The 22118-nt window shown below is 45.8% G+C and carries 18 protein-coding genes and 1 pseudogene; 2 read left to right on the forward strand and 17 right to left on the reverse strand.

The window, feature by feature from the left end:
* From T538_RS0104670 to T538_RS0104680, 3 genes and pseudogenes are all read right to left on the reverse strand, one after another.
* A pseudogene (locus T538_RS0104670) lies at positions 1-522 on the reverse strand (hypothetical protein); the annotation flags it as partial.
* A gap of 117 nt (positions 523-639) precedes the next feature.
* On the reverse strand, positions 640-2964 hold the full coding sequence (locus T538_RS0104675) for a TlpA family protein disulfide reductase (protein ID WP_081834864.1): 2325 nt from the start codon (positions 2962-2964) through the stop codon (positions 640-642).
* A gap of 42 nt (positions 2965-3006) precedes the next feature.
* The gene (locus tag T538_RS0104680) at positions 3007-4134 is read right to left on the reverse strand and encodes a peroxiredoxin family protein (RefSeq protein WP_051655879.1); all 1128 of its coding nucleotides are present in this window, start codon (positions 4132-4134) and stop codon (positions 3007-3009) included.
* Positions 4135-4333: 199 nt separating this feature from the next.
* On the opposite strand from T538_RS0104680, the gene T538_RS0104685 reads away from it, so the two are divergent.
* Positions 4334-4777 carry an Hsp20/alpha crystallin family protein gene (locus tag T538_RS0104685; RefSeq protein WP_031532429.1) on the forward strand — a complete coding sequence of 148 codons (444 nt, stop codon included), beginning with the start codon at positions 4334-4336 and terminating at the stop codon, positions 4775-4777.
* 131 nt (positions 4778-4908) lie between these two features.
* On the opposite strand, the gene T538_RS0104690 is transcribed toward T538_RS0104685, so the two are convergent.
* From T538_RS0104690 to T538_RS0104740, 10 genes are all read right to left on the reverse strand, one after another.
* On the reverse strand, positions 4909-5319 hold the full coding sequence (locus T538_RS0104690; protein WP_031532430.1) for an NADPH-dependent FMN reductase family protein: 411 nt from the start codon (positions 5317-5319) through the stop codon (positions 4909-4911).
* Between the two features lie 15 nt (positions 5320-5334).
* Complete coding sequence (locus T538_RS0104695) at positions 5335-6438, reverse strand: radical SAM/SPASM domain-containing protein (protein ID WP_031532431.1); 1104 nt, start codon at positions 6436-6438, stop codon at positions 5335-5337.
* Between the two features lie 69 nt (positions 6439-6507).
* On the reverse strand, positions 6508-7053 hold the full coding sequence (locus T538_RS0104700) for a glutathione peroxidase (RefSeq protein ID WP_031532432.1): 546 nt from the start codon (positions 7051-7053) through the stop codon (positions 6508-6510).
* A 1100-nt stretch (positions 7054-8153) separates the two neighbouring features.
* Positions 8154-9122 carry a methionyl-tRNA formyltransferase gene (gene fmt, locus T538_RS0104710; RefSeq protein WP_031532434.1) on the reverse strand — a complete coding sequence of 323 codons (969 nt, stop codon included), beginning with the start codon at positions 9120-9122 and terminating at the stop codon, positions 8154-8156.
* A gap of 25 nt (positions 9123-9147) precedes the next feature.
* Positions 9148-10950 (reverse strand): chloride channel protein, encoded by a 1803-nt coding sequence (locus tag T538_RS0104715; protein WP_031532435.1) that lies wholly within the window; start codon positions 10948-10950, stop codon positions 9148-9150.
* A gap of 48 nt (positions 10951-10998) precedes the next feature.
* Positions 10999-11568 (reverse strand): L-threonylcarbamoyladenylate synthase, encoded by a 570-nt coding sequence (locus T538_RS0104720; protein WP_031532436.1) that lies wholly within the window; start codon positions 11566-11568, stop codon positions 10999-11001.
* Entirely contained in the window at positions 11568-13133 is a 1566-nt protein-coding gene (locus T538_RS0104725) for a peptide chain release factor 3 (protein ID WP_031532437.1), read from the reverse strand. Before T538_RS0104725 ends, T538_RS0104720 begins: the two co-directional genes overlap by 1 nt.
* A gap of 9 nt (positions 13134-13142) precedes the next feature.
* Positions 13143-13997 (reverse strand): dTDP-4-dehydrorhamnose reductase, encoded by an 855-nt coding sequence (gene rfbD, locus T538_RS0104730; protein WP_031532438.1) that lies wholly within the window; start codon positions 13995-13997, stop codon positions 13143-13145.
* A gap of 14 nt (positions 13998-14011) precedes the next feature.
* Positions 14012-14554 (reverse strand): DUF4924 family protein, encoded by a 543-nt coding sequence (locus T538_RS0104735; RefSeq protein ID WP_031532439.1) that lies wholly within the window; start codon positions 14552-14554, stop codon positions 14012-14014.
* Between the two features lie 18 nt (positions 14555-14572).
* Positions 14573-15247 carry a LysE family translocator gene (locus T538_RS0104740; protein ID WP_031532440.1) on the reverse strand — a complete coding sequence of 225 codons (675 nt, stop codon included), beginning with the start codon at positions 15245-15247 and terminating at the stop codon, positions 14573-14575.
* A gap of 240 nt (positions 15248-15487) precedes the next feature.
* Here T538_RS0104740 and T538_RS0104745 point away from each other — a divergent pair, with 240 nt between their 5' ends.
* Positions 15488-16540 (forward strand): acyltransferase family protein, encoded by a 1053-nt coding sequence (locus T538_RS0104745; protein WP_031532441.1) that lies wholly within the window; start codon positions 15488-15490, stop codon positions 16538-16540.
* A 505-nt stretch (positions 16541-17045) separates the two neighbouring features.
* Here the strand turns inward: T538_RS0104745 and metG are convergent.
* From metG to T538_RS0104770, 4 genes are all read right to left on the reverse strand, one after another.
* Positions 17046-19106 (reverse strand): methionine--tRNA ligase, encoded by a 2061-nt coding sequence (metG, locus tag T538_RS0104755; protein WP_031532442.1) that lies wholly within the window; start codon positions 19104-19106, stop codon positions 17046-17048.
* Between the two features lie 92 nt (positions 19107-19198).
* On the reverse strand, positions 19199-19888 hold the full coding sequence (locus T538_RS0104760; RefSeq protein WP_081834865.1) for a flavin reductase family protein: 690 nt from the start codon (positions 19886-19888) through the stop codon (positions 19199-19201).
* Between the two features lie 124 nt (positions 19889-20012).
* Complete coding sequence (locus tag T538_RS0104765) at positions 20013-20966, reverse strand: DMT family transporter (RefSeq protein WP_031532444.1); 954 nt, start codon at positions 20964-20966, stop codon at positions 20013-20015.
* A 25-nt stretch (positions 20967-20991) separates the two neighbouring features.
* Positions 20992-22095 (reverse strand): cation diffusion facilitator family transporter, encoded by a 1104-nt coding sequence (locus T538_RS0104770; protein ID WP_031532445.1) that lies wholly within the window; start codon positions 22093-22095, stop codon positions 20992-20994.
* Positions 22096-22118: the final 23 nt, after the last annotated feature.

Genomic DNA, 22118 nt, shown 5'->3' on the forward strand with positions numbered 1-22118 from the left:
CTTGCTGTCGAAAATTAGATGGTGCTTTGCTATGCCAATAAGCCAGTCGCCCGTGGCATTGTTGCGCCAGTAAGTGTTCGTGATGCCTTCGGGAACAAAATCGGCATTGTGAATGTTGGTCACAACAAGTCCCCATTTCTTTTCGACAACCGTAAGCATCTTTGTATCAATAGGAACAGGCTCGAAAGTAACCGCAAAGTTCAGCGTGTCGGATGTCATCTTGTACGGCTTGTCAAATCCAATCACGGTAGCCGACTTTGCTTTGTACGCCTTCTTCTCGTTGTTATCGGCATAGAGCGACATGTCTTTCGAGAGACTAATCTCATGCCGTTCTCCGTTAAAGTAGAGAGAAAAAGATACTTCAGTACGGTCGTCGAACATCGCCACATTGGTGATGTTCACGTAATCGCCTGCATTCGAATAGCCGTTCTGCACATTGTTCCAGATAATCTGTTTTTTGTTTTGTGCCCCTGCTGCTATAGCAGCAATGGCAAACATTAGAATCAAAAGTGTTTTTTTCATTTAAGTTATATTTTATAAATGGTTTAGTTGTCAAAATGGTTTATTTTGAAAGAGGCTCATCGATTAACTTTTACATTTTTCGATGTATGCCTCTTTCTTATATGCGCTCACGCGAAGTTATTTCTTTAGTTTATCAAGAATCCGTTTTGTGGCTTCAAAATCGCGGGCATCAACGTCAAGGTCGATAATGTTTCCATCGGTATCAATAATTCTAAACGATGGGAATTTATGAATTTTCAGGAAATTCTCAACGGCAGACTGTTGGTCGGCTGGCAGATTGTAGTGAGCCACGTTGTCGCCCGTAACATTATACTCGTTTATCACGTTCTTCCAAGCCTGCTCGGGACTTCGGTTTGCCAGATACAGATACTGAATATTGTAATCTTTTAGGGCTTCGAACTCTTTCTGACTATCTTTGAGAGCCATTTTGCACGGAACGCACCATGTGCCCCAAACATCGAGCAAAACAATCTTGCCTTTGTAAGGCTCTATTATCTTGCGGAGAATCTTCTCGCCGTCGGTCATGTTTGCAACATTGTCTGCCGACTTGAAGACTGGCAGATTTGCCCCCTTCTGCTCGAATGCGAGGTATTTCTTGTGCTGCTCCATCAGAAATTTCTTTGCTGAAGGAAGCTGGATTTCTTTTTCGGCAAATGCCAGAAGCGACGGATTCAGAGACTTTCGCTGATTAAAGATTGCATCGCCGTAAATAAGCTGAGTTATGCAAACGTCGCGTAAAATCTTGTCGTTGCCACAAACAGAATCGGCTATGGCAAGAATGTTTTTGTAGCCCAAAACTGAAATCTGTTCGTCGTATTTCTGCAACAGCGAATTTACGACTGTAACGTGTTCCGAAGTGTTAAAGGCATTAGCCAATTTTCTCTTTTCGTCATCGTTTTTTGCAGCATCGATTTCAGCAATAATATTCTTTAATTTCTCGGGATATTCTTCGATTATTTTGTTTTCCTTGTCCGTAAAGGTTACGCCCTTCTCTTTCAGAAATTTAAGCATCGCAGGGGCTGATCTGTCGTTGTAGTTATCGTTTTGGTATTCAAAGAAGTAGCGCATAAATGTAGCATACCCGCTACCGATAATGTACTTTCTGTCCCACAACTCGTTGGTTACAAAATCGACATACTCTTGTGGCAGCGTCCTCATGCGATAGTGGAATAGCATGAGTTTTTCAGCCTGCTTCGATTTCAGTTCTTTGGTAAAGCGATTGATATATCGCTGCGAGATGTTTGGATGCTGTTCCGCATATTTCTGCAAATTAGCAAAAGCCTTCGCCGTCAGGCTGTCAATCTGATGCTTGTATGCCATTGCACCGTTTTCCGAAGCCTCAAAAGATTCATCACGAAGATTGATTGAACCAAAGTGTTGACATGCGGCAATCTCGTTCTGCAATCGCACATCGTCGCCCATAAAGAGTATCTGATTATTCATAAAATCCTTCAGAAAAAAGTAAGTCTTTCCCGGCTCTACCACAGTTGAATGCGTTGTTCGTTTCCAGTCCATAAAAATCGTAGTCGTATTTACAAGCGGAAACTTCAAGGTGAATCTGCCAAGAGAATCCATTTTAGCATAGAATGTCTCTTGCTCGCGGGTAAAGATGTTGTTAAAGGCTATCTCAAACTCCTTTCCTACCTTCCATTCATTTTGCGGCATATCCTTAAGCCAGCCCACAATTGTAACGCTGTCGCCATCGGCAAAATCGTTATCTACAAAATCCTCGCGGTTGTCTTTCTGCGGATAGTCGGGCAGACCGTTTGTAACAATTGGGCTGCACACAACAGGCTTTCTGCCATCGATAGCGAAGGTTCGAACGCCTTTCTTCAGCTTTCCTATCTTAACAGTCTTGCCGTCGGTCGTCTTTATTGTGTAGCCGCCTTTCTCCTCGGTTCTGCTCTCGATGTCCCAAACCTTGCTGTCGAAAATTAGATGGTGCTTTGCTATGCCAATAAGCCAGTCGCCCGTGGCATTGTTGCGCCAGTAAGTGTTCGTGATGCCTTCGGGAATGAAATCGGCGTTGCGAATATTGGTTATGCCGAATCCAAATTTCTTATCAAAAATCGTAAGCATCTTTGCATCAGCAGGAACTGGCTCGAAAATAATTGCAAAGTTCAGCGTGTCGGATGTCATCTTGTACGGCTTGTCAAGTTCAATCACGGTAGCCGACTTTGCTTTGTACGCCTTCTTCTCGTCGTCGTTGACATAGATTGATATGTCTTTCGAGAAACCAACCTCACGCCGGTCTCCGTAAAAGTTGAGAGAAAAAGAAACCTCCGTACGGTCGTCGTACATCGCCACGTTGGTTACTTTCAAAAAATCGCGTGCAACCGAATAACCAGTCTGCACATTGTTCCAGATAATCTGTTTTTTGTTTTGCGCCCCTACTGCAATAGCAGTAAGGGCAAGCATTAGAATCAAAAGTGTTTTCTTCATTTTTTATCTATGGTTTTACATGATGTTAGTTGTCGGAGTGGTTTATTTAGAGAGAAGTTCGTCGATGAATTTGTACATCTGCGGATCTTCGCCAACGAACGCCTTTACCACCTTGCCTTCTGGCGAAAGAATAATCTTTGTTGGGAAGCCTTGTATAGCGTATTTCGTAAAGATGTCGCTTCCCTCATCGGCCCTAACGTTAAGCCACGGAAGTTGATGCTTTGCCACGGCATTTTTCCAGCGGTCGACAGGATCGTTGCAGTCTATGCCCAGAATCTCGAGTTTATCCTTGTGCTTTGCATAGCAAGCCTTCATGTCGGGAATTCCCTTTATGCACCATCCGCACCACGAGCCCCAGAAATCGAGCATCACATATTTTCCTCTAAGGCTAGACAGCGAGATGTTCTTACCGTTGATAGACTTCAGCGTAAAGTCGGGAGCCACATCGCCCTCATGCATTTTTCCAGCCTCCTCGCGCTCCTTCTGCTCGGCATTCTGCTTAATAGCCTTTACAAAATTGCGGCATCTGCCGTTTCGCACCTTGTCAGAAATCAGTCCGAGGGCTTCCTTGGCTGCCTTGTAGTCGTAGATTCGCGTAAGAACGATGGCAGAAACATCGTTGTCGGCATGAGCCTTGATGTAGCCGATTGCCTTCTCGTCCGATTTTGCCATAAGTTCGTTCACTTTGCCTTCAACCTCGGCTGCAAGAGCGGCTCTGTCCTCACCTTTGCGGAGTCGGCTCATCGCATCTTGCTGAATCTCGGCCATCTGCACATTCAGATCGTAGAAACCTTCCATCATCTGCATCAAGTCCTTGTAGAAGGTTGAGCCGTCGTATTTTCCTAATGTGATGTTTGCCGAATAAGTTCCGTTCTCGCCCGGCACAAGATAGAGGATTCCGTTGTTCTGGCCCCCGCCTGTTTTTGTTGCGTACGAGAAGTAGGCTATGCGTGCCACATCCGATTTTTCGGGCAAAGAATATGAAAACTTGCCATCTTTGGCAATAATTATCTCGGGCGTACGCGATTCGGCATCGCTCAAATCAGCCTTTAACATTTGTACACGAACGGTATCGTTGGCTGCATCTTCGAGAGTAACCGTGATGGTTGGCTGTGCCTTACAACTGCATAGTAGCGCGGTAATTGCAAAGAATAATAATGTTTTTTTCATTTTGATGTCTGTTTTGATTTATATACTATGCAAAAATAACATTTTTTCTCGACTGACAATATTTTTCATGACAATTTTGTCAGTTGGCACGCCTATTGCATCATTTGTTGTGAAAGGTTGAAAGACCAGTCCCCAACAAGGCAACAGATCCGCAACAACCCTAACTAAATGTTTAACAATTTAACAGGAGGATTTAACTATGATGCCTACAATTTATTCAACACGCAATCAAGAGTGGTTACCGTCAATCTTCAACGATTTCCTTAACGACAACTGGGTTTCTGTACCAAAGTTCAGCGGCACGACGCCAGCCATCAACGTTACAGAAAACGAGCAGAACTACGAGATTGAGGTTGCTGCTCCGGGAATGTGCAAGGAAGACTTCAACATTTCGCTTACAAAAGATGGCGACATCGTAATTGCAATGGAGAAGAAAAGCGACAACAAGGAGGAGGAAAAGGACAAGAAGTATCTGCGTCGCGAGTTCAGTTACAGCAAGTACGAACAATGCCTTACTCTTCCAGACAATGCCGACAAAGAAAACATCTCGGCTTCGATGAACAACGGAATCCTTGACATAAAGATTCCGAAACTTACCGAAGAGGAGAAGGAGAAAGAGACTAAGTTTATTGAGATTAAATAACACTTTCTGATAGAAAAAGGGGGCAGACCGTAAAAAGTTTGCTCCCTTTTTTCTGTTTTTGTCTTATATCAACACAATTTAAATATATCATTATCGGCACAAAGCCTATGGTGCTTCATACAAAAAAAGAGTTATTTGTAATTTCTGCTTACAAACTCCCGAAGAGACTGCAGGTCGTCGGCGTTGGGATGTCCGCCATAAATAGGTCCCATAGAGCCGTGGCAAGAGAATGACTCTGTGGCTACGCTGAAGCCCAAATCCTCGAAGATACTGCGCAACTGAGGCACGGGAGAGTTAACGATTGCCGACGAGCCGAAACACACCACCTTCTTTACTTTCTGCGGATTGAGCGAGCGGGCAAAATCCTTGATGCCACCATTAACCTTGCCAAGAAACAAGCCTGCACCAACAAAGAGAATATCCACTTCTTCGGTCAACGGTGTTTCTATGCTTTCGGGCTTCACGCCCATTACATCGCCAATTACCTGCGCCATCTGGGCTGAATGACCGAACTTGCTATAATAACGGATTGCTATTTTCATATTCTTACTTTGTTTTTAAACTATCATATTCTCTATTTCTTCTCTATGCTCAAAGAGCGTGCATCCGCCTGTATGTTCCCAGCCGAGTGCCTTGGCTGCACGAATCTTGCGGAACAGAGGCGACTGGAGTGCCTTTCGGATGCCCATAGTGGCAACATTGCTGTCGCTGAAAGGCGAGAACGGACAAGGTTCGGCCGAGCCGTCAGGACCGATGTGAAAGAATCCACGACCAGATGCAAGACATCCGCCAAGAGCCTTCTCGTCGCCGGGGAACGACAGGAAGATAATGTCGGCATAGGCATTACGACGCTCTTCCAAAATGGACTCCATTTCTGCCACATGTTCATCGTCGAAAGCAAGATGTTCAGTACCCTTTTCTGTCGGGACATATTCTACATAAAACACGATTTTGCAGCCATATCCTCGCAACGTGTCGATAAATTGCGGCGAAGTCACAAGACGATAATTCTCTGTGGTTACCGTGATGCTCGTGCCGAAAAAGAGGTCTTCCTCCTTCAGCATTTCCATAGAGTGCATGGCACGCTTGAAAACTCCCTGACCTCGGCGCTCGTCTGTACCCATAGCCGTTCCTTCGATGCTGATGATGGGCACCATGTTAAGATGCTCCTTCAAGAATTTTATGTAAGAAGGACCGATGAGCGTTCCGTTGGTGAAAATCGGGAAAATCATGTCTTTCACCTCGGCAATTTTTTCAAGAATGTCTTTCCTCATGAAAGGCTCGCCGCCGGCAATAAGCGAGAAGTTGATGCCCAAGTCGGCAACCTCGTTGAAGATGGTTTGCCATTGTTCGGGAGTCAGAGTTGCTTTCTGATTTGCCTCCTCGTCCTCGGCAATTCCGTTGCTGCGCGCATAGCATCCTTTGCAATGCAGGTTGCAGGTGGTAGAGATGCTGCTGATGAGGAATGGCGGCACTTCAAGTTCTTCCTGCTCCAGCATCTTCTTGCGCCGCTTCTCCGACTTCTGAAAGAGCGTCTGCATACGGTAGGCGAACTTTGCCTCGCGCGGATTTGACAGTACGCTTTTATAGGCTTTCGCCATAATGTTGCGGATGCTGTTGCTCATGTAGGCTCTTAAATCAAGTGTCTCGTTTGTTGCCATTTTTATCCTATTTTTTATGTTTCGATTATTAAATCGTTTTTTGTGCCGTCGTGCTGTTCGCACTCTCAATTATGCCAACATAGTTTCAACATCCTTCTCAAAGTCCTTAGGCTCTGTGGTTGGAGCGTAACGCTTGATTGTCTCGCCGTCCTTTGAGATAAGGAACTTAGTGAAGTTCCACTTGATGTCGTTGTCCTTCTCCACACTATTGCTGATGGTCTTGAAGAGAGCCTTGGCTGCCTTTGCCTTCAAACCGTTATACTCCTCGGTTGGAGCCTGTGCCTTAAGGTACTCGAAAATCGGTTCTGCATTTGCGCCATTCACGTCGGTCTTCTTCATAATCTGGAAGGTAACGCCGTAATTTATCTGGCAGAACTCCTCAATCTGTCCGTCTGTACCCGGATCTTGCTCCTTAAACTGGTTGCATGGGAAGCCGATGATTACGAGACCTTTGTCTTTGTACTTCTGGTTCAACTCCTCCAGTCCTGCAAACTGAGGTGTGAATCCGCACTTGCTTGCTGTGTTTACAATCAGCAGCACCTTACCTTCAAACTGAGAGAAATCAATCTCCTTTCCTTTGCTTGTTAAAGCCTTGAAATCATAAATCTTTGCCATATCTTATAATTTTATATCGTTTGCGATGTTTTCTGGTTGTAAATATAAGAGAAATAATTTATATCGCAAGCGATTTATTTAAATATTTTAGTCGGATTCGAAAAATACGTCGTTTGCGACAATAAAAACGACAAAATGACACATTCGAAAGCACAATATCATGCTTCACTCATCTCGTTTACAACTTTAAAGCAGTAAGCCGACTACTTCTGTTAATAAACATTAAATAAGCACGGAATTAGCAAATATCCTTTGCTTCTACCCTCTTTTTCTGTTAGATTTGCATTTTGATAGCGGAATAATCTGCTTAAACTTTTCGATATGAAAAATTTCTCACATTCTCGTAGTTTTATTGATACTGGTAATATCTTCGCGCTAGCACAAGACTGCCGAATTGGGAAAAATTAGATACGAATACTAAAAAAAATGAAAATGCTTTTTTGGATTATTTTATTAGTTTGGGTACTTGGGTGGTTCTTGATTTCTTATATTTTTGAACACTTCATTATTCCAAGACACAGAAAATTTTTTGACTGTTTAAGGATTATATTTATGCATATAATTCTGAGTTCTTTGACTATAACTTTCTTTGTACTTTGTTATATTAGCATAAATAAGTATATTACCAAGTATAGAATCGTAAAGAATGAGAAACCAATAAAGGAGTACATCATACAGGGTGTTACTAAAAAACAAGTCAAAATGAATGTATATTATTATTTAATCATTTCGTATAACAATCAGATATATGATGTTTTAATTAATAGAGAACAATGTAATGATAACTCTATACAGAAAATGAAATTATACTATGACAAAACACACAACGAAGTGTTCGAAGCTAAAAAATCAAAAGAATGCCATTGGGAAATTATTTTTGTATGCTTTTCTATCGTCGTTGGATTTGCTTCAGTTTTCAGAATATATTATTATTGGAAAGATAGGAACGAAAGAAAAAGAAATATAAAACGAAAAAAAGAGCAATATAATCGTGCCTACACAAAAAACAGTCAGTCATAAAGAATAAAAAAGCAATTCGCCAGAATTACTTTCGGGAAACTGGCGAATTGCATTTTTTGTTCTGAAAGAATCCGAGAACTTTATTTCACCTTAAATTCATTGCTAAGTTTAAATCCGCGGAGGAAACTTTCAACGTCCATGCGTTTCTTTCCTGCAATCTGAAGTTCCTTTATGCGGAGGTAGCCGTCGTGCAATGCGATGTCGAACGACTTCTTTCCGTCGGTACGAACAGAGCCGACCGTTCCGCCCTCGCCTATCAGTTTTTCGGTTGCAAATAGTTTCATAACCAATTCCTTGCCATCGGGAGCAACGAGAGTTGTCCATGCGGCTGGGTATGGCGACAATCCTCGCACAAAGTCGTAAACTTGCTTTGTTGCCTTGTTCCAGTCAATCATACAAGTCTCCTTGAAGATTTTTGGAGCAGGACGAAGTTCCGTGCAATCGCACATCTCGCTCTGTGGAATAGACTTGACTGTTCCGGCAATGATGTTATCGACTGTTTCAAGAACGAGGTCGCCGCTCAAGGCCATAAGTTTGTCGTGAACCACCTCCACATTGTCGTCATCGGCAATCGGAATCTTAACTTGCTGGATAACATCGCCAGTATCAATCTCGTGCTTCAGGAAGAAGGTTGTCATTCCTGTTTCCGTATCACCGTTAATTACAGCCCAGTTGATTGGGGCTGCTCCGCGATAGTGAGGCAGAAGCGATGCGTGAGCGTTGAACGTGCCGAAACGTGGCATGCTCCACACAACTTCGGGCAACATTCTAAAGGCTACAACAATCTGCAAATCGGCCTTTAGAGAGCGAAGTTCCTCAACGAAGGCCTCATCCTTCAGTTTTACAGGTTGCATCACCTTCAAGCCCTTCTCCACGGCATATTTCTTTACCGCACTTTCCGAAAGCACATCCTGATGACGACCCATCGGCTTGTCGGGCATCGTTACCACACCTACAACGTTATATCCGCCTTCAACAAGGCGTTTTAGGCTCTCCACAGCAAACTCGGGAGTGCCCATATATACTATACGCAAATCTTCTTTCGTCATGTTCAAGTGTTTTTAGGGGTTAATACTAATCTTCTGACATGTCGGCAAGAACCTGTCTGTAAGTGCTGAATATCTGCGACTTAGACACAAAACCGACATACTTGTCATCTCCGTCGACAACTGGCAGATGCCATACCTTGCTCTTCTCGAATTTCTGCATAACTTCTTCCATCGTGTCGGTTGTAAGAAGTTTTTCGGGACAAGAAATCATCAGTCCCTCAACGCGGAAACGCTGATATAGTTCGGTTCGGAACATCAGATGGCGAATCTGGTCCATCTTTACCATTCCAAGCAGATGTCCTGCGCCGTCTACGACTGGATATATATTTCGTTTACTGTTACTTATCACCTTTACGAGATCGCCCAAATTCATACCAACTGTAACTGGGTCATACACATGTTCGATAACCGTATCGAGGCTCATCAGAGTCCATATTGCACGGTCTTTGTTGTGCGTAAGCAACTCGCCCTTTTTTGCCAGTCGCATTGAGTAGATGCTGTGAGGCTCGAAGATGATGATGGTGAGATATGCGCATACCGCAACAATCATCAGCGGCATGAAGAGGTCGTATCCTCCTGTCAGTTCGGCAATCAGAAAGACGCCCGTCAGAGGTGCGTGCATAACGCCGCTCATCAGTCCTGCCATGCCAAGAAGCGCGTAGTTCTTCTCCTGAATGAAGAACCATCCGCCGATGTACGAGTTCCACATTCGCGAGAAAATGAAGCCCGAAACGCAGCCGAGAAACAGACTTGGTGCAAAGATTCCACCGCAACCACCCGCGCCGTTGGTAGAACTCGAAGCGTAGACCTTAAACAGCACAATCAGAATAAGATACAGAATCAGTAATCGCGCGCTGCCGGCAAAGAGCGAATTTTTCATTACTTCGTTCCAGTCGTCCAGATTCGTTCCGTTGAGCAGAAGCTCGATAGTCTCGTAACCCTCGCCGTAGAGCGGTGGAAAGAGGAAGATGAGAGCCGCCAGAACAACCGAACCAATGGCAAACTTGACGTACCACTTCTTCAGTTTGCGGAAGATATCCTCGTAGGCATTCATCGCTCTCGTAAAGTAGAGCGAAACCAGTCCGCACACGATGCCGAGCAATACACACGCCGGAATGTGGCTTACCTGAAACGGGTCGTCCAAGTGGAAGCGAAACATCGCCTCCGTTCCGTTGAAGAGATATGTGAAACTTGCAGCCGTTACGCACGATACGAGCAGCGGCAAGAGCGATGCCATCGTCAAGTCAATCATAAGCACCTCGAGGGTGAAGACGAGTCCGGCAATCGGCGCTTTGAAGATTCCCGAAACAGCACCAGCCGCACCGCATCCGATGAGGAGCATCAGCGTCTTGTGCTCAAGTTTGAAGATGCTTCCAAGGTTTGAGCCGATGGCAGAACCCGTAAGCACGATTGGCGCCTCGGCTCCGACCGAACCGCCGAAACCAATGGTTATGGCACTGGCAATGACGCTCGTCCAAGTGTTGTGCCGCTTAATCTTTCCCTGATTTCGAGAAATGGCATAGAGAATCTTGGTTACTCCATGCCCGATATCATCCCTGACAATGTATCTGATAAAGCAACTTGTGATGTAAATACCCACTATCGGGTAAACCAGATACAACCAGTTCGCTCCTGTCGAATCGAAGCGTTCTGTAAGCAAGTGCTCTATGTTACCAATAAGAGTCTTCAGTATAAGCGCAGCAAGAGCCGTTCCTATACCCACAATGAAACTAAGGAGAAGAATGAACCTCTTTTCGGGTATATTCTTCTCGCGCCACTGGATGAATCTCTCCAGCCTTGTCAACTCAGTTTGGTCTTCAATCGTCATTGTTTAAGAATGATTATATTTTTTCGGGAATTATCTTTTGAATGATTTTTATTCTCTTATCACCTGCACCTCTCCGCCAGCGCCGAGTTTGATGATGCTCGACGGCTTCGCGCCGCCCTTCTCGTTCTGTCTTACCCCGACAATATAATCGACGGCATTCTTAATCTCGTCGCTGATGTCGGCAAAACTCTTTGGCGAAGGCTCTCCGCTGATGTTCGCACTTGTTGAGACAACCGCCTTGCGGAATCTGAAGCACAGTTGCTTGCTGAATTCCTCGTTGGTGACGCGTATTCCAACGCTTCCGTCCTCGGCAAGGAGGTTTGGAGCAAGATTTCGCGCGCCGTCGTAGATAACTGTCAGCGGTTTGGTTGAGAGCTCTATCAAATCCCACGCTACTAGCGGAACATCCTTTACATAGAAATCAATTTTCGCCTCGCTGTCTACAAGGCAGATAAGTGCTTTTGAATCAGCGCGTTTTTTTATCTCATAGACTTTCTTTACAGCCTCCTCGTTGGTGGCATCGCAACCGATGCCCCAGATGGTATCTGTTGGATAGAGAATGACGCCGCCATTGCGCATCACCTCTACCGCTTTCTTTATTTCTTCGTTATAATTCATCAGAACTCACTTGTAAAGTGGAACTTTATATGGTCGAAATCGCTCTGTGCCATTTGCAGAACGTAGTTAGAATCAGCCAAGAATACATCTCTGCCCTCGCGGTCTTTCGCCATAAACTGATACTTTCGCTTCTTGAACGCCTCGAGTTGAGCGGGGTCGTCGCACTCAATCCAACAAGCCTTGTAGAGGCTTGCCGGTTCCCAACGGCACTTCGCATTATACTCGTTTTCAAGACGATACTGAATTACCTCGAACTGCAACTGACCTACAGTACCAATCAACTTACGACCGTTGAACTGGTTTACGAAGAGCTGTGCAACGCCCTCGTCCATAAGTTGTTCGATACCCTTGTTAAGCTGCTTTGTCTTCATTGGGTCGGCATTTTCGATATACTTGAACATCTCTGGCGAGAAACTTGGCAGACCAACGAAATGCAAATCCTCGCCCTCGGTAAGAGTATCGCCGATTTTGAAGATTCCATTATCTGGCAGACCGATGATATCGCCCGGATAAGCCTCGTCGATTGTACTCTTGCGCTGTGCCATGAACTGTGTTGGCGAAGAGAATCGGACTGTCTTGCCATTGCGCACATGCAGGTAAGGATTGTTACGGACGAACTTGCCCGAACAAATCTTGCAGAACGCAATACATGAGCGGTGATTAGGGTCGATATTTGCCGTAATCTTAAAGATGAATCCTGTGAATTTAGGTTCGGTTGGAACAACCTGACGCTCTTCTGCCTTTGTTGGACGCGGACTTGGCGCAATCTTAACGAAACAGTCAAGCAACTCCTGAACACCGAAATTGTTCAGGGCCGAGCCGAAGAACACTGGAGCGACCTCGGCATCGAGATATGTATTTACATCGAACTCTGGATAAACACCGTCTACAAGTTCCAAGTCGGCACGAAGTTTCTCGGCATCAGCATCACCAACCTGATTGTTAAGGTCGTCTGAGTTGATATCTACAGCCACCTTCTCCGTAACCTTCTGTTTGTTAGGAGTGAAGAGGTTGAGTTGGTGCTCGTATATGTTGTAAACGCCCTTGAACTTAGCACCTTGGTTTATAGGCCATGAAAGAGGACGGACCTTAATCTGAAGTTGCTCCTCAATCTCGTCGAGAAGGTCGAACGGGTCTTGTCCCTCGCGGTCCATCTTGTTGATGAACACGATTACCGGAGTTTTGCGCATACGGCAAACCTCCATCAGTCGGCGTGTCTGCTGCTCAACGCCCTTTGCGCCGTCAATCACGATGATTGCGCTGTCTACGGCCGTAAGCGTGCGGAATGTATCCTCGGCAAAGTCTTGGTGTCCCGGAGTATCAAGGATGTTCACTTTGTATCCCTCATAGTCGAACTCCATCACGGATGTTGTAACCGAGATACCGCGCTGCTTCTCAATCTCCATCCAGTCGGATGTTGCAGTCTTCTTTATCTTGTTGTTCTTAACTGCACCTGCCACCTGAATCTGACCTCCGAAGAGCAGGAATTTCTCGGTAAGGGTTGTCTTACCAGCATCAGGGTGCGAAATAATCGCGAACGTACGTCTTCTTTCTATTTCGTTCATTTAATAAAATTATTTGAGTTTAGCAATGCATTCAGCCAGACTGTCTTCCCAATATGGCACCTCTATGCCATATGTCTGCTTGATTTTTGTCTTGTCGAGCACGCTGTAATGTGGGCGTGCTGCCGGAGTTGGATATTCCTCGGTGTGGAGAGGATTAACCTTGCAAGTTTTTATGCCGGCTATGCGATGTATTGCCTTTGTAAAATCATACCATGAGATTGTTCCTTCGTTGCTGAAGTGATATACTCCGGGAACTATGCCCTTGTTTATTACCGTCATGATGGCGTCGGCAAGGTCGCCTGCGTATGTTGGAGTTCCAATCTGGTCGAAGATTACGCCAAGCTGTTCCTTTTCCTTGCCAAGGCGAATCATCGTCTTAACGAAGTTGTTGCCGAATGTAGAGTACAGCCATGCCGTGCGGATGATGACTGTATTCTTGCAATGAGCCTGAGCGTTCTGCTCGCCTGCAAGTTTTGTGCGTCCGTACACGCTGTTAGGGCATGTAGACTCAGTTTCTTTGTATGGAATGTGAGCCGTTCCGTCGAACACATAGTCGGTAGAAATCTGGATAAGCGCACCGCCGCGTGTCTCAACCGCCTCGGCCAAATAGCCCGGAGCGATATTGTTCAGCAGGTTGGCAAGTTCTTCGTTCTCCTCTGCCTTGTCTACGGCCGTATATGCTGCACAGTTTACAATGCAGTCAATCTCGTTGTCCTTAACGAACGACATCACCGCGTCTCGGTTTGTAATGTCGAGTTCGGCAACATCGGTAAAAAAATAGTTATATTGTGTATTCTTGGCAGCCTGAAGCTGCATCTCGTTTCCTAACTGACCATTGCAGCCTGTTATCAATATATTCTTCATTCTTTTCAAAGATATTATAGTTCTAATTCTCCTTTTTTCTGTTGTGTGTAATAGTCGCTCAGCATCCCGAGCAGCGTTGTAATGTCCTTGACAGCCTTCTCGGTATCGGGATTTACAGGCTTCTTCTGAAGTCTGAGCATCATAACGCCGTAGAGCGCATCGAAGCAGTTTTCAATCTCCGAGATATCCTTGCGGTCGCCCTTATTCCTTATCTCCACGATGTAAGGCAGAGCCTTGTAGTAAGCCTGCGAGTAGAAACGGAACTTGTCGCTCTTTAGCAGACTGTCGTGAAGGTCGGTGAGGTTGATAATCACGTTTTTGTTTATCTGTATGTGACCTGATTCCATCACCTGCTCGCTGCGCATCATCTCGATGATGTTTCCGTACCACTCAACAAGTTCAGCCATCTGCTGCTCGGTTGGGTTGAACTTTGTGAGATAGTTGTCTTTAAGAGCATCGATGTCGAACTTATACGCTCTTATTATATCCTCAATCTGCCACATGTATATGAGATATTCGCAGATATTCTGCTCTCTCAGTTTCTTAGCAATATACATATCTGAATAAAACGTTTTTTAGTGAAACGACAGACCGGCCCATGTGAGAATGAAGCCGAGAATTGACACAATCATGACGATAACACCTATCACGCGGTTCAGAATCCAGATGGTCTTCTCCTGCGAGTTTGTCCTCACCTTGTCAATGAAATATGTGAGACACAGCCACCATGCCAGCGCACCGATAAAGATGCTTATGAAACCTACGATCTGCATAAGATGGTGATTCTTCTCGCTGTCGGACACCACAAAATTAAACCGGGCAAAGAATGCTATAAACAGAAATATGACGAGAGGATTGCTCAGCGTAATAAAAAAGGCTGACGAGCAGTTGCTTACAAGCGTTCCTTTTTTGTTTGACGTAGGGCGGATATTCTTTTCCGGCTTACTTCTGAACGTGTACACACCAAAGATGAACAGCAGAATACTGCCTACAAGTTGCAGGTAGAACATATTGCGCTCATTCTCTATAAAATCAACCACAAAACTCAATGCAAAACCGGTGACAAAGGCATAAAGCATATCGCTTATAGCCGCTCCCAATCCCGTTACAAAGCCGTACCATCTGCCCTTGTTCAGCGTGCGCTGAATGCAGAGTATTCCAACAGGACCCATCGGGGCTGACACAATCACACCAATCAGCAATCCCTTCTCTAATATTTCAAAAAACTTTAATGCTTCTATCCAATACATACCAATTTGCAAAATTGCAATTTTTTTACGAATTTAAGAAATTATTACCAAAATATTTTTACCAACAAGGAAATTATATTGTCAAAACGTTCATTTTTAATGAAACGCGATGCCATTTTCAGATATAACCGTTTTTTTGTCGTTTTAATTTTGCACACTCGGACATAAATCGCACAGAAAACCCGATTAGTTGAGCGTTTTTTCTTATTTTTGCACAAATATAATAATCAAAAAAGGAAAATGAAACACATCGAACTGACTCGGGCGGAAAGCGCGGCTCTGAAGGGAATAGCAATCTTGTTCATTGCCCTGCACAACTTTTTTCACTGGCTGCCGTTTGCCGTATCCGAAAACGAATATCAGTACAATTACTACAAGACATACCACATGTACGAGCATGTAAAGCAACTGAGTCCTAATCTACTTATCGACTTCTTCTCGTACTTCGGACACTACGGCGTGCCTGTCTTTGTGTTTCTCAGCGGCTACGGAATGGCAAAGAAATATGAGAGCGGAAAGCCCGTTCCGTCGTTTCTGAAGTTCACATCGTACAACTTTCTGAAGTTCTGGAAACTGATGATTCTTGCCTACGTCCTCTTCTTCGTTGCCGATTTCTACTATCACAACTATTCGGTTTGCAGTCGTTGGAATGTGGTCGATGTGCTGTGCAACTTCACCTATATCGTCAATCTTCTACCAAATCCCGACAAGAACGTATATCCGGGGCCATACTGGTACTTCTCGCTAACCCTTCAACTTTACTTTTTCTACTATCTGCTGATAATGCGCACCGGACGTCGTGTTCTGAGCGTAAGCATCGTAACATCTATTTTGCTTCAGGCGGTGGCAATGTTCTACATCGATGCTCCAGGACAGCACGATGCCATTCAGTATCTGCGCTATAATTTTGTAGGCTCGCTCCTGCCGTTCTGCATGGGCGTATGGATGGCGCGCTATCCTATTCCGTTTAACCGATGGATGGCAGTTCCTGCTGCCGGAATAACTGTGCTGTGCTGTTTCAATGCACTTAGCTGGCTTGCCGCACCGTTCTTCGTGGTGGTTATGGCGGTGTGCTTCATAAAGTTCGTACATCCGAAGGGAATAAATGCTCTGGCATGGCTCGGTGCATTGTCGAGCTATGTGTTCGTAATCCACCCAAGCATACGACTCTTTACTATTGGCTGGGGAAAGAGCGGATCGCCCTATCTTGCTGCGCTGACCTACATGGCCGTAACTCTCGTTCTCGCCATCGGTTACAAATGGCTTTTGTCAAAGGTTTCAAAGAAGAAATAACTGATATCGGCTTTTTCGTGTGTTCTGCGCGATTTTGCAATAATATGCGAAATAATGAATCGTTATGCAGGAAACAGTCCAAAAGCAACTTTCAAGGTCGAAGGAAGTAAGATTCAACATAGAGGCAAGTAAGCCGGAAGGTACGGAGTAGGTACGGGGTAGCTACGGGGAAGGTACGTTCAAGATACGTTCAAGGTACGAGGAAGGTTCGTTCAAGGTACGAGGAAGGTACGTTCAAGGTACGAGGAAGGTACGTTCAAGGTTCGGAGAAACAAGCCGGAAGGTAGCTTCTTCATTGCAACATCCAAGCCACAGGTAAGCCGTACATAAGCCACAACAGTTTATCAAGGTAGCCTACCAATATGGTTAAGTTCTTAATATTCCGCTGTCAAGCGTAAGAATAGTAATTTTGGGAATGGCGACAAATTCTGCACTATTCTGCAAAAAAAAAATAGGGAACGGAAAAATCCGCTCCCTATTTTTATATTTCAGATTTTACTAAGTATTATCCAACCTGTGAACCTGGCTTAACGTCGCGCAAAACAGATGTTACGCTAAGCGAACCGTCGAAATTCTCGGCACTCAGAATCATACCGCAGCTCTCCATGCCCATCATCTGACGAGGTGCAAGGTTTGCAACGAACAGAACGTTCTTGCCTACAAGTTCCTCTGGCTCGTAGTGCATTGCGATACCGCTAAGGATTGTGCGCTCCTTGCCGCTTCCGTCGTCGATGCTGAACTTCAGAAGTTTCTTGCTCTTCTTAACCTTCTCGCAAGCAAGGACTTTGCCCACACGAATGTCGAGTTTCTCGAACTGCTCAAAGTCTATGAAATCCTTAACCGGCGCAGCCTTGTAGTTTGCAGCCTCGTTAGCCTTAACCGTGTCTTCGAGTTTCTTTATCTGAGCATCGATTACATCGTCCTCAATCTTCTCGAACAACAGAGATGGCTTTGCAAGCTGCCTGCCTGCTGGCAACAAGTCGGTGCTTCCGAGGGCATCCCACTCGAATGTCTCCATGTTAATCATCTCGCGGAGTTTCTTGCTGCTGAATGGCAAGAACGGCTCGAATGCGATGGCAAGATTTGCCGTAAGCTGAAGGCTTATGTTGATGACAGTCTTAACGCGCTCTGGGTCGGTCTTGACAACCTTCCAAGGCTCGCAGTCGGCGATGTACTTGTTACCGATTCGGGCAAGATTCATAGCCTCCTTCTGTGCATCGCGGAACTTGAATGCTTCGAGCAGAGCCTCGAGTTTTTCCTTAACGTCCTTAAATTCAGCAAGAGTCTGCTTATCGTAGTCGTTAAGCTCGCCGCAAGCTGGCACAACGCCATCGTAGTACTTCTGAGTAAGCTGAAGAGCACGGTTCACGAAGTTTCCGTAAACGGCTACAAGTTCGTTGTTGCAGCGAGCCTGATAGTCCTTCCAAGTAAAGTCGTTGTCCTTTGTCTCAGGAGCGTTGGCTGTAAGAACATAGCGCAACTCATCCTGACGGTTAGGCATATCAACCAGATACTCATCGAGCCAAACGGCATAGTTCTTACTTGTACTTATCTTGTTGCCCTCGAGGTTGAGGAACTCGTTGCTTGGCACGTTGTCTGGCAAGATGTAACCGCCGTGAGCCTTAAGCATAGCAGGGAACACGATGCAGTGGAACACGATGTTGTCCTTTCCGATGAAGTGGATAAGGCGTGTAGAATCATCCTTCCACCATGTTTCCCAATTGCCGCGCTCTGGATGAGCGTCGCAAAGTTCCTTTGTGTTTGAGATGTAGCCGATAGGTGCATCGAACCACACATAAAGAACCTTTCCTTCTGCGCCCTCTACAGGCACTGGGATTCCCCAGTCAAGGTCGCGTGTTACGGCACGAGGCTTCAAGCCGCCGTCGAGCCAGCTCTTGCACTGTCCGTACACGTTGCTTCTCCACTCCTTGTGGTCTTCGAGAATCCACTTCTCGAGCCACTGCTGATCCTTGTCGAGTGGCAAGTACCAGTGGCTTGTAGCCTTCTTAACCAACGGATTACCGCTCTCGGCATTGTAAGGGTTGATAAGTTCCTCAGGACTAAGGGTTGAACCGCACTTCTCGCACTGGTCGCCATAGGCATCGGCAGCATGACAGTGCGGACATTCGCCGCGGATATTACGGTCTGTCAGGAAGTGACCTGTCTGCTCGTCGTAATACTGTTCTGATGTCTGCTCAATGAACTTACCGTTATCGTAGAGAGTTCTGAAGAAGTCGCTTGCAAACTTATGGTGAGTTTTGCTTGTTGTGCGACTGTATATGTCAAAACTGATGCCGAATTTCTCGAACGAGTCTTTGATAATGTTATGGTAGCGGTCTACCACCTCCTGCACGGTTATGCCCTCTTTTCTTGCGCGAATAGTAACAGGCACGCCGTGCTCATCAGAGCCACCAATAAACATCACGTCCTTCTTCTTCAGGCGCAGGTAGCGCACATAGATATCCGCAGGAACATACACACCAGCCAAATGACCGATATGCACGCCGCCGTTGGCATAAGGAAGGGCTGACGTAACCAAGGTTCGTTTGTATTTATTTTCTCCCATCTATATTATTGATTATATTTGTTTTCTTTTCGGAGTGCAAAATTAAACATAATATTTGAAGAAGAAAAAACAAAACATATTTTTTTCGGCTTTTACTTGAACTTCTTGCCAGAGCCCCATGCCTGACCTACGCTGTCGCCCACCACGCGGTATGCGTTAGAAGATGAGTCGAAGACAACAGGCTTGAGTTTAGTGAGGTCAACCTTGCCATCTGTAAGGATACTCTCGTCGGCACTCCAGTTTACCACCTCGCCCACGACGCGCGCTCCGCCTCTGTCGTTGTCCTCCATAGAAACGACGCGGCACTCGAGCGTAAGCTTGTACTGCTCGATGATTGGCGCATCAACGTTTGGACTTGGCTTTGCCGTGAATCCGGCGCGCTCAACCTTGTTAGGCACATCGTTTCCGCTTACCAGGCCGAAATAGTCAGACTGCTCAATATCGTCGGCAGTGGCGAAACTTACGGTGAAAGCCTTCTTCAGGCGAAGGTTGCTTGTTGTTTTGTGAGCCGAAAGTTCGAACGTTATCTGATTCATTCCGCACTGACCGCCCCACGCAGCCATCATCACGTCGGGAACCTGTTTCTCGTCGTATGTTGCAATCATAATGCAAGGCAGTGGAGTGATTACGGGGTGCTGTGCACCGAAATTCTTTCGGCCTTCAACATCTTTCGCCTGCACCTTTTCGTTTACATTAACATTCTCGTTGTTCTGACTTTTTTTCTGCTCGCTGCAAGCAAACAGAGCCGTCAGCAGGGCTACGGCAAATAAAGTTTTCTTCATAGCTTCTAATCTTAAATTTTACATCCTCGCAAAAATAGTAAAATAAATTTCATTTTCGTATTTTTCGGGATGAATTATTGCTAATTATAACAGAAGATTACATAAAAGTGCCTCCTGAGGATTTTTAAGACTTCCATCGCCACGTTTTGCGCAAGAGTCTTGACAATCTGTGACCGATGGTTCGCAGATGAAAGTTCTTTCCAACGACGATGATAACCACCGCTAACAGAATGAGCACAATGCCCACGGCAAGCCTTAGCGAGAAGGATTCGCCAAACACCAGAACACCCACAGCCACGGCGGTTAGAGGCTCGAGCGCGCCCATAATAGCCGTTGGAGTTGCCCCTACCTCGTGAACGGCGATGGTCATGAGAACGAGCGAGAGGATTGTCGGCACAACGCCAAGCCAGCACGCAAAGAACCAAGCGCGGGGCGATGGCGGAAACTGCAAATGCAACTCGGGCGAAGTAAGCGAGAAAAGCAAAAGCGTAAGCATACACGACAGCAGAACATAGAACGTGAGTTTGAGCGACGACATACGGATGCTCGACTGATTAACGTAGATTATGTACAGAGCATACGACAGCGACGACAGCATCACGAGCGCGATCCCCACCGTGCTGAGTGTTGCGCCCTCGCCTCCCCTATAGAGCAAGGCGATGCCTGCAAGCGACAGTAAAATAGACAAAACCGTAGATTTTGTTACCCGTTCCTTGAAAAATATCGACATAATCACCGCCACCAAAACCGGGTAGACAAACAGAATGGTTGATGCAATTCCGGCATCCATGTATCTGAAACTGAGATAGTAAGTTATACTCGAAATGGCAAACATAACACCGAGCGTCATCAGCACTTTAAATTCGTGCAGAGTTACGCCTAACGGCTTGCGCTTAATCATCAGCAACACACCCAAAATTGCCGCAGCCAGCGAAAAACGGTAAAAAAGCACCGACGAGGTGTTTACGCCCTCGGCATACAACGGCAGCGCGCCAAGCGGATTCGTTCCGTAGAACACCGCCGCCAAAATTCCACAAATTATCCCTTTATTCTCTTTTAACCTTGCAAAATTTCCCATCTCAATACATGTTCAAACAATCTTCCTATTCGCAATAAAAATGATCAACCGCTATAGACACGTTCAATCCCGGAACGAGAGGCTGTACCTCGGCTGTAAGCGCAGCCACAAGCGCGGCATCGTCGTGGACGGAAATGTCGGGAACAACATCTACGGCAAGTAGATTTTCCTTCTCGGAATAATAAAATCCGTGAACCTGAAGAATCTCGGCATGAGCCGCCAGCGTCTGCATCACCTTTGACTGAAGTTCTGCTCTTCGGTTTGCACCCGTGGCAACAGCATACACGCCAACCGTCATTATAATTCCGTGCCGCTCGTACATCATGGAGTTTATCTTGCGTGTTACTCCGTGAATCTCGTGAGCCGACATCGTGTCGTAAACACTAACGTGAATAGAGCCTATCATTACATCGTGTCCGTAACTGTGCAGAATGAGGTCGTACACTCCCAGAACGCCATCTACAGCCGCCGCTTCCTGCTTTATCTGCTTTGTGAACTCAGCCGACAGACGCGAACCGAGAAGTTCGTTCACCGGCGATTTCAGCATCTCCACTCCGGCTTTGATGATTACCGCCGATATCAGAACGCCAAGAATGCCGTCTAAAGAAACGCCGAAAAGCATTGTAACGCCAGCAGAAATGAGCGTTGTGAGCGTGATGAAGGCATCGAACAATGCGTCGGAGCCAGATGCTACAAGCGCGTCGCTCTCAAGAAACTCGCCCTTGCGCTTTACATAGAATCCCAGAATCAGCTTTACAACGATGGCAACGACAATAACCACAAGCGTAACCGTGGTGTATGTCGGAGTGGTTGGATTGAATATCTTCTTTGCCGACTCGATGAGCGACGTGATGCCAGCCGACAGAACGATAACGGCGATAATGATGGCACTAAAATACTCAACTCTGCCGTAACCGAAAGGATGCTCGTGGTCTGCCGGACGCTGCGAAAGTTTTGTCCCGACTATTGTGATTACACTCGACAAGGCATCGCTCAAATTGTTTATGGCATCCATCACAATGGCAACGCTGCCCGACAGTATGCCTATTGCCGCCTTGAAGCCTGCAAGCAGCACATTTGCCACAATTCCTACTATGCTTGTTCTGATTATCTGCGAACTGCGATTCATATTTTTCTTGTTGTCTGGTTGTT

This window comes from Bacteroides sp. Ga6A2 (assembly GCF_000702225.1).
Classification (GTDB): Bacteria; Bacteroidota; Bacteroidia; order Bacteroidales; family Bacteroidaceae; genus Ga6A1.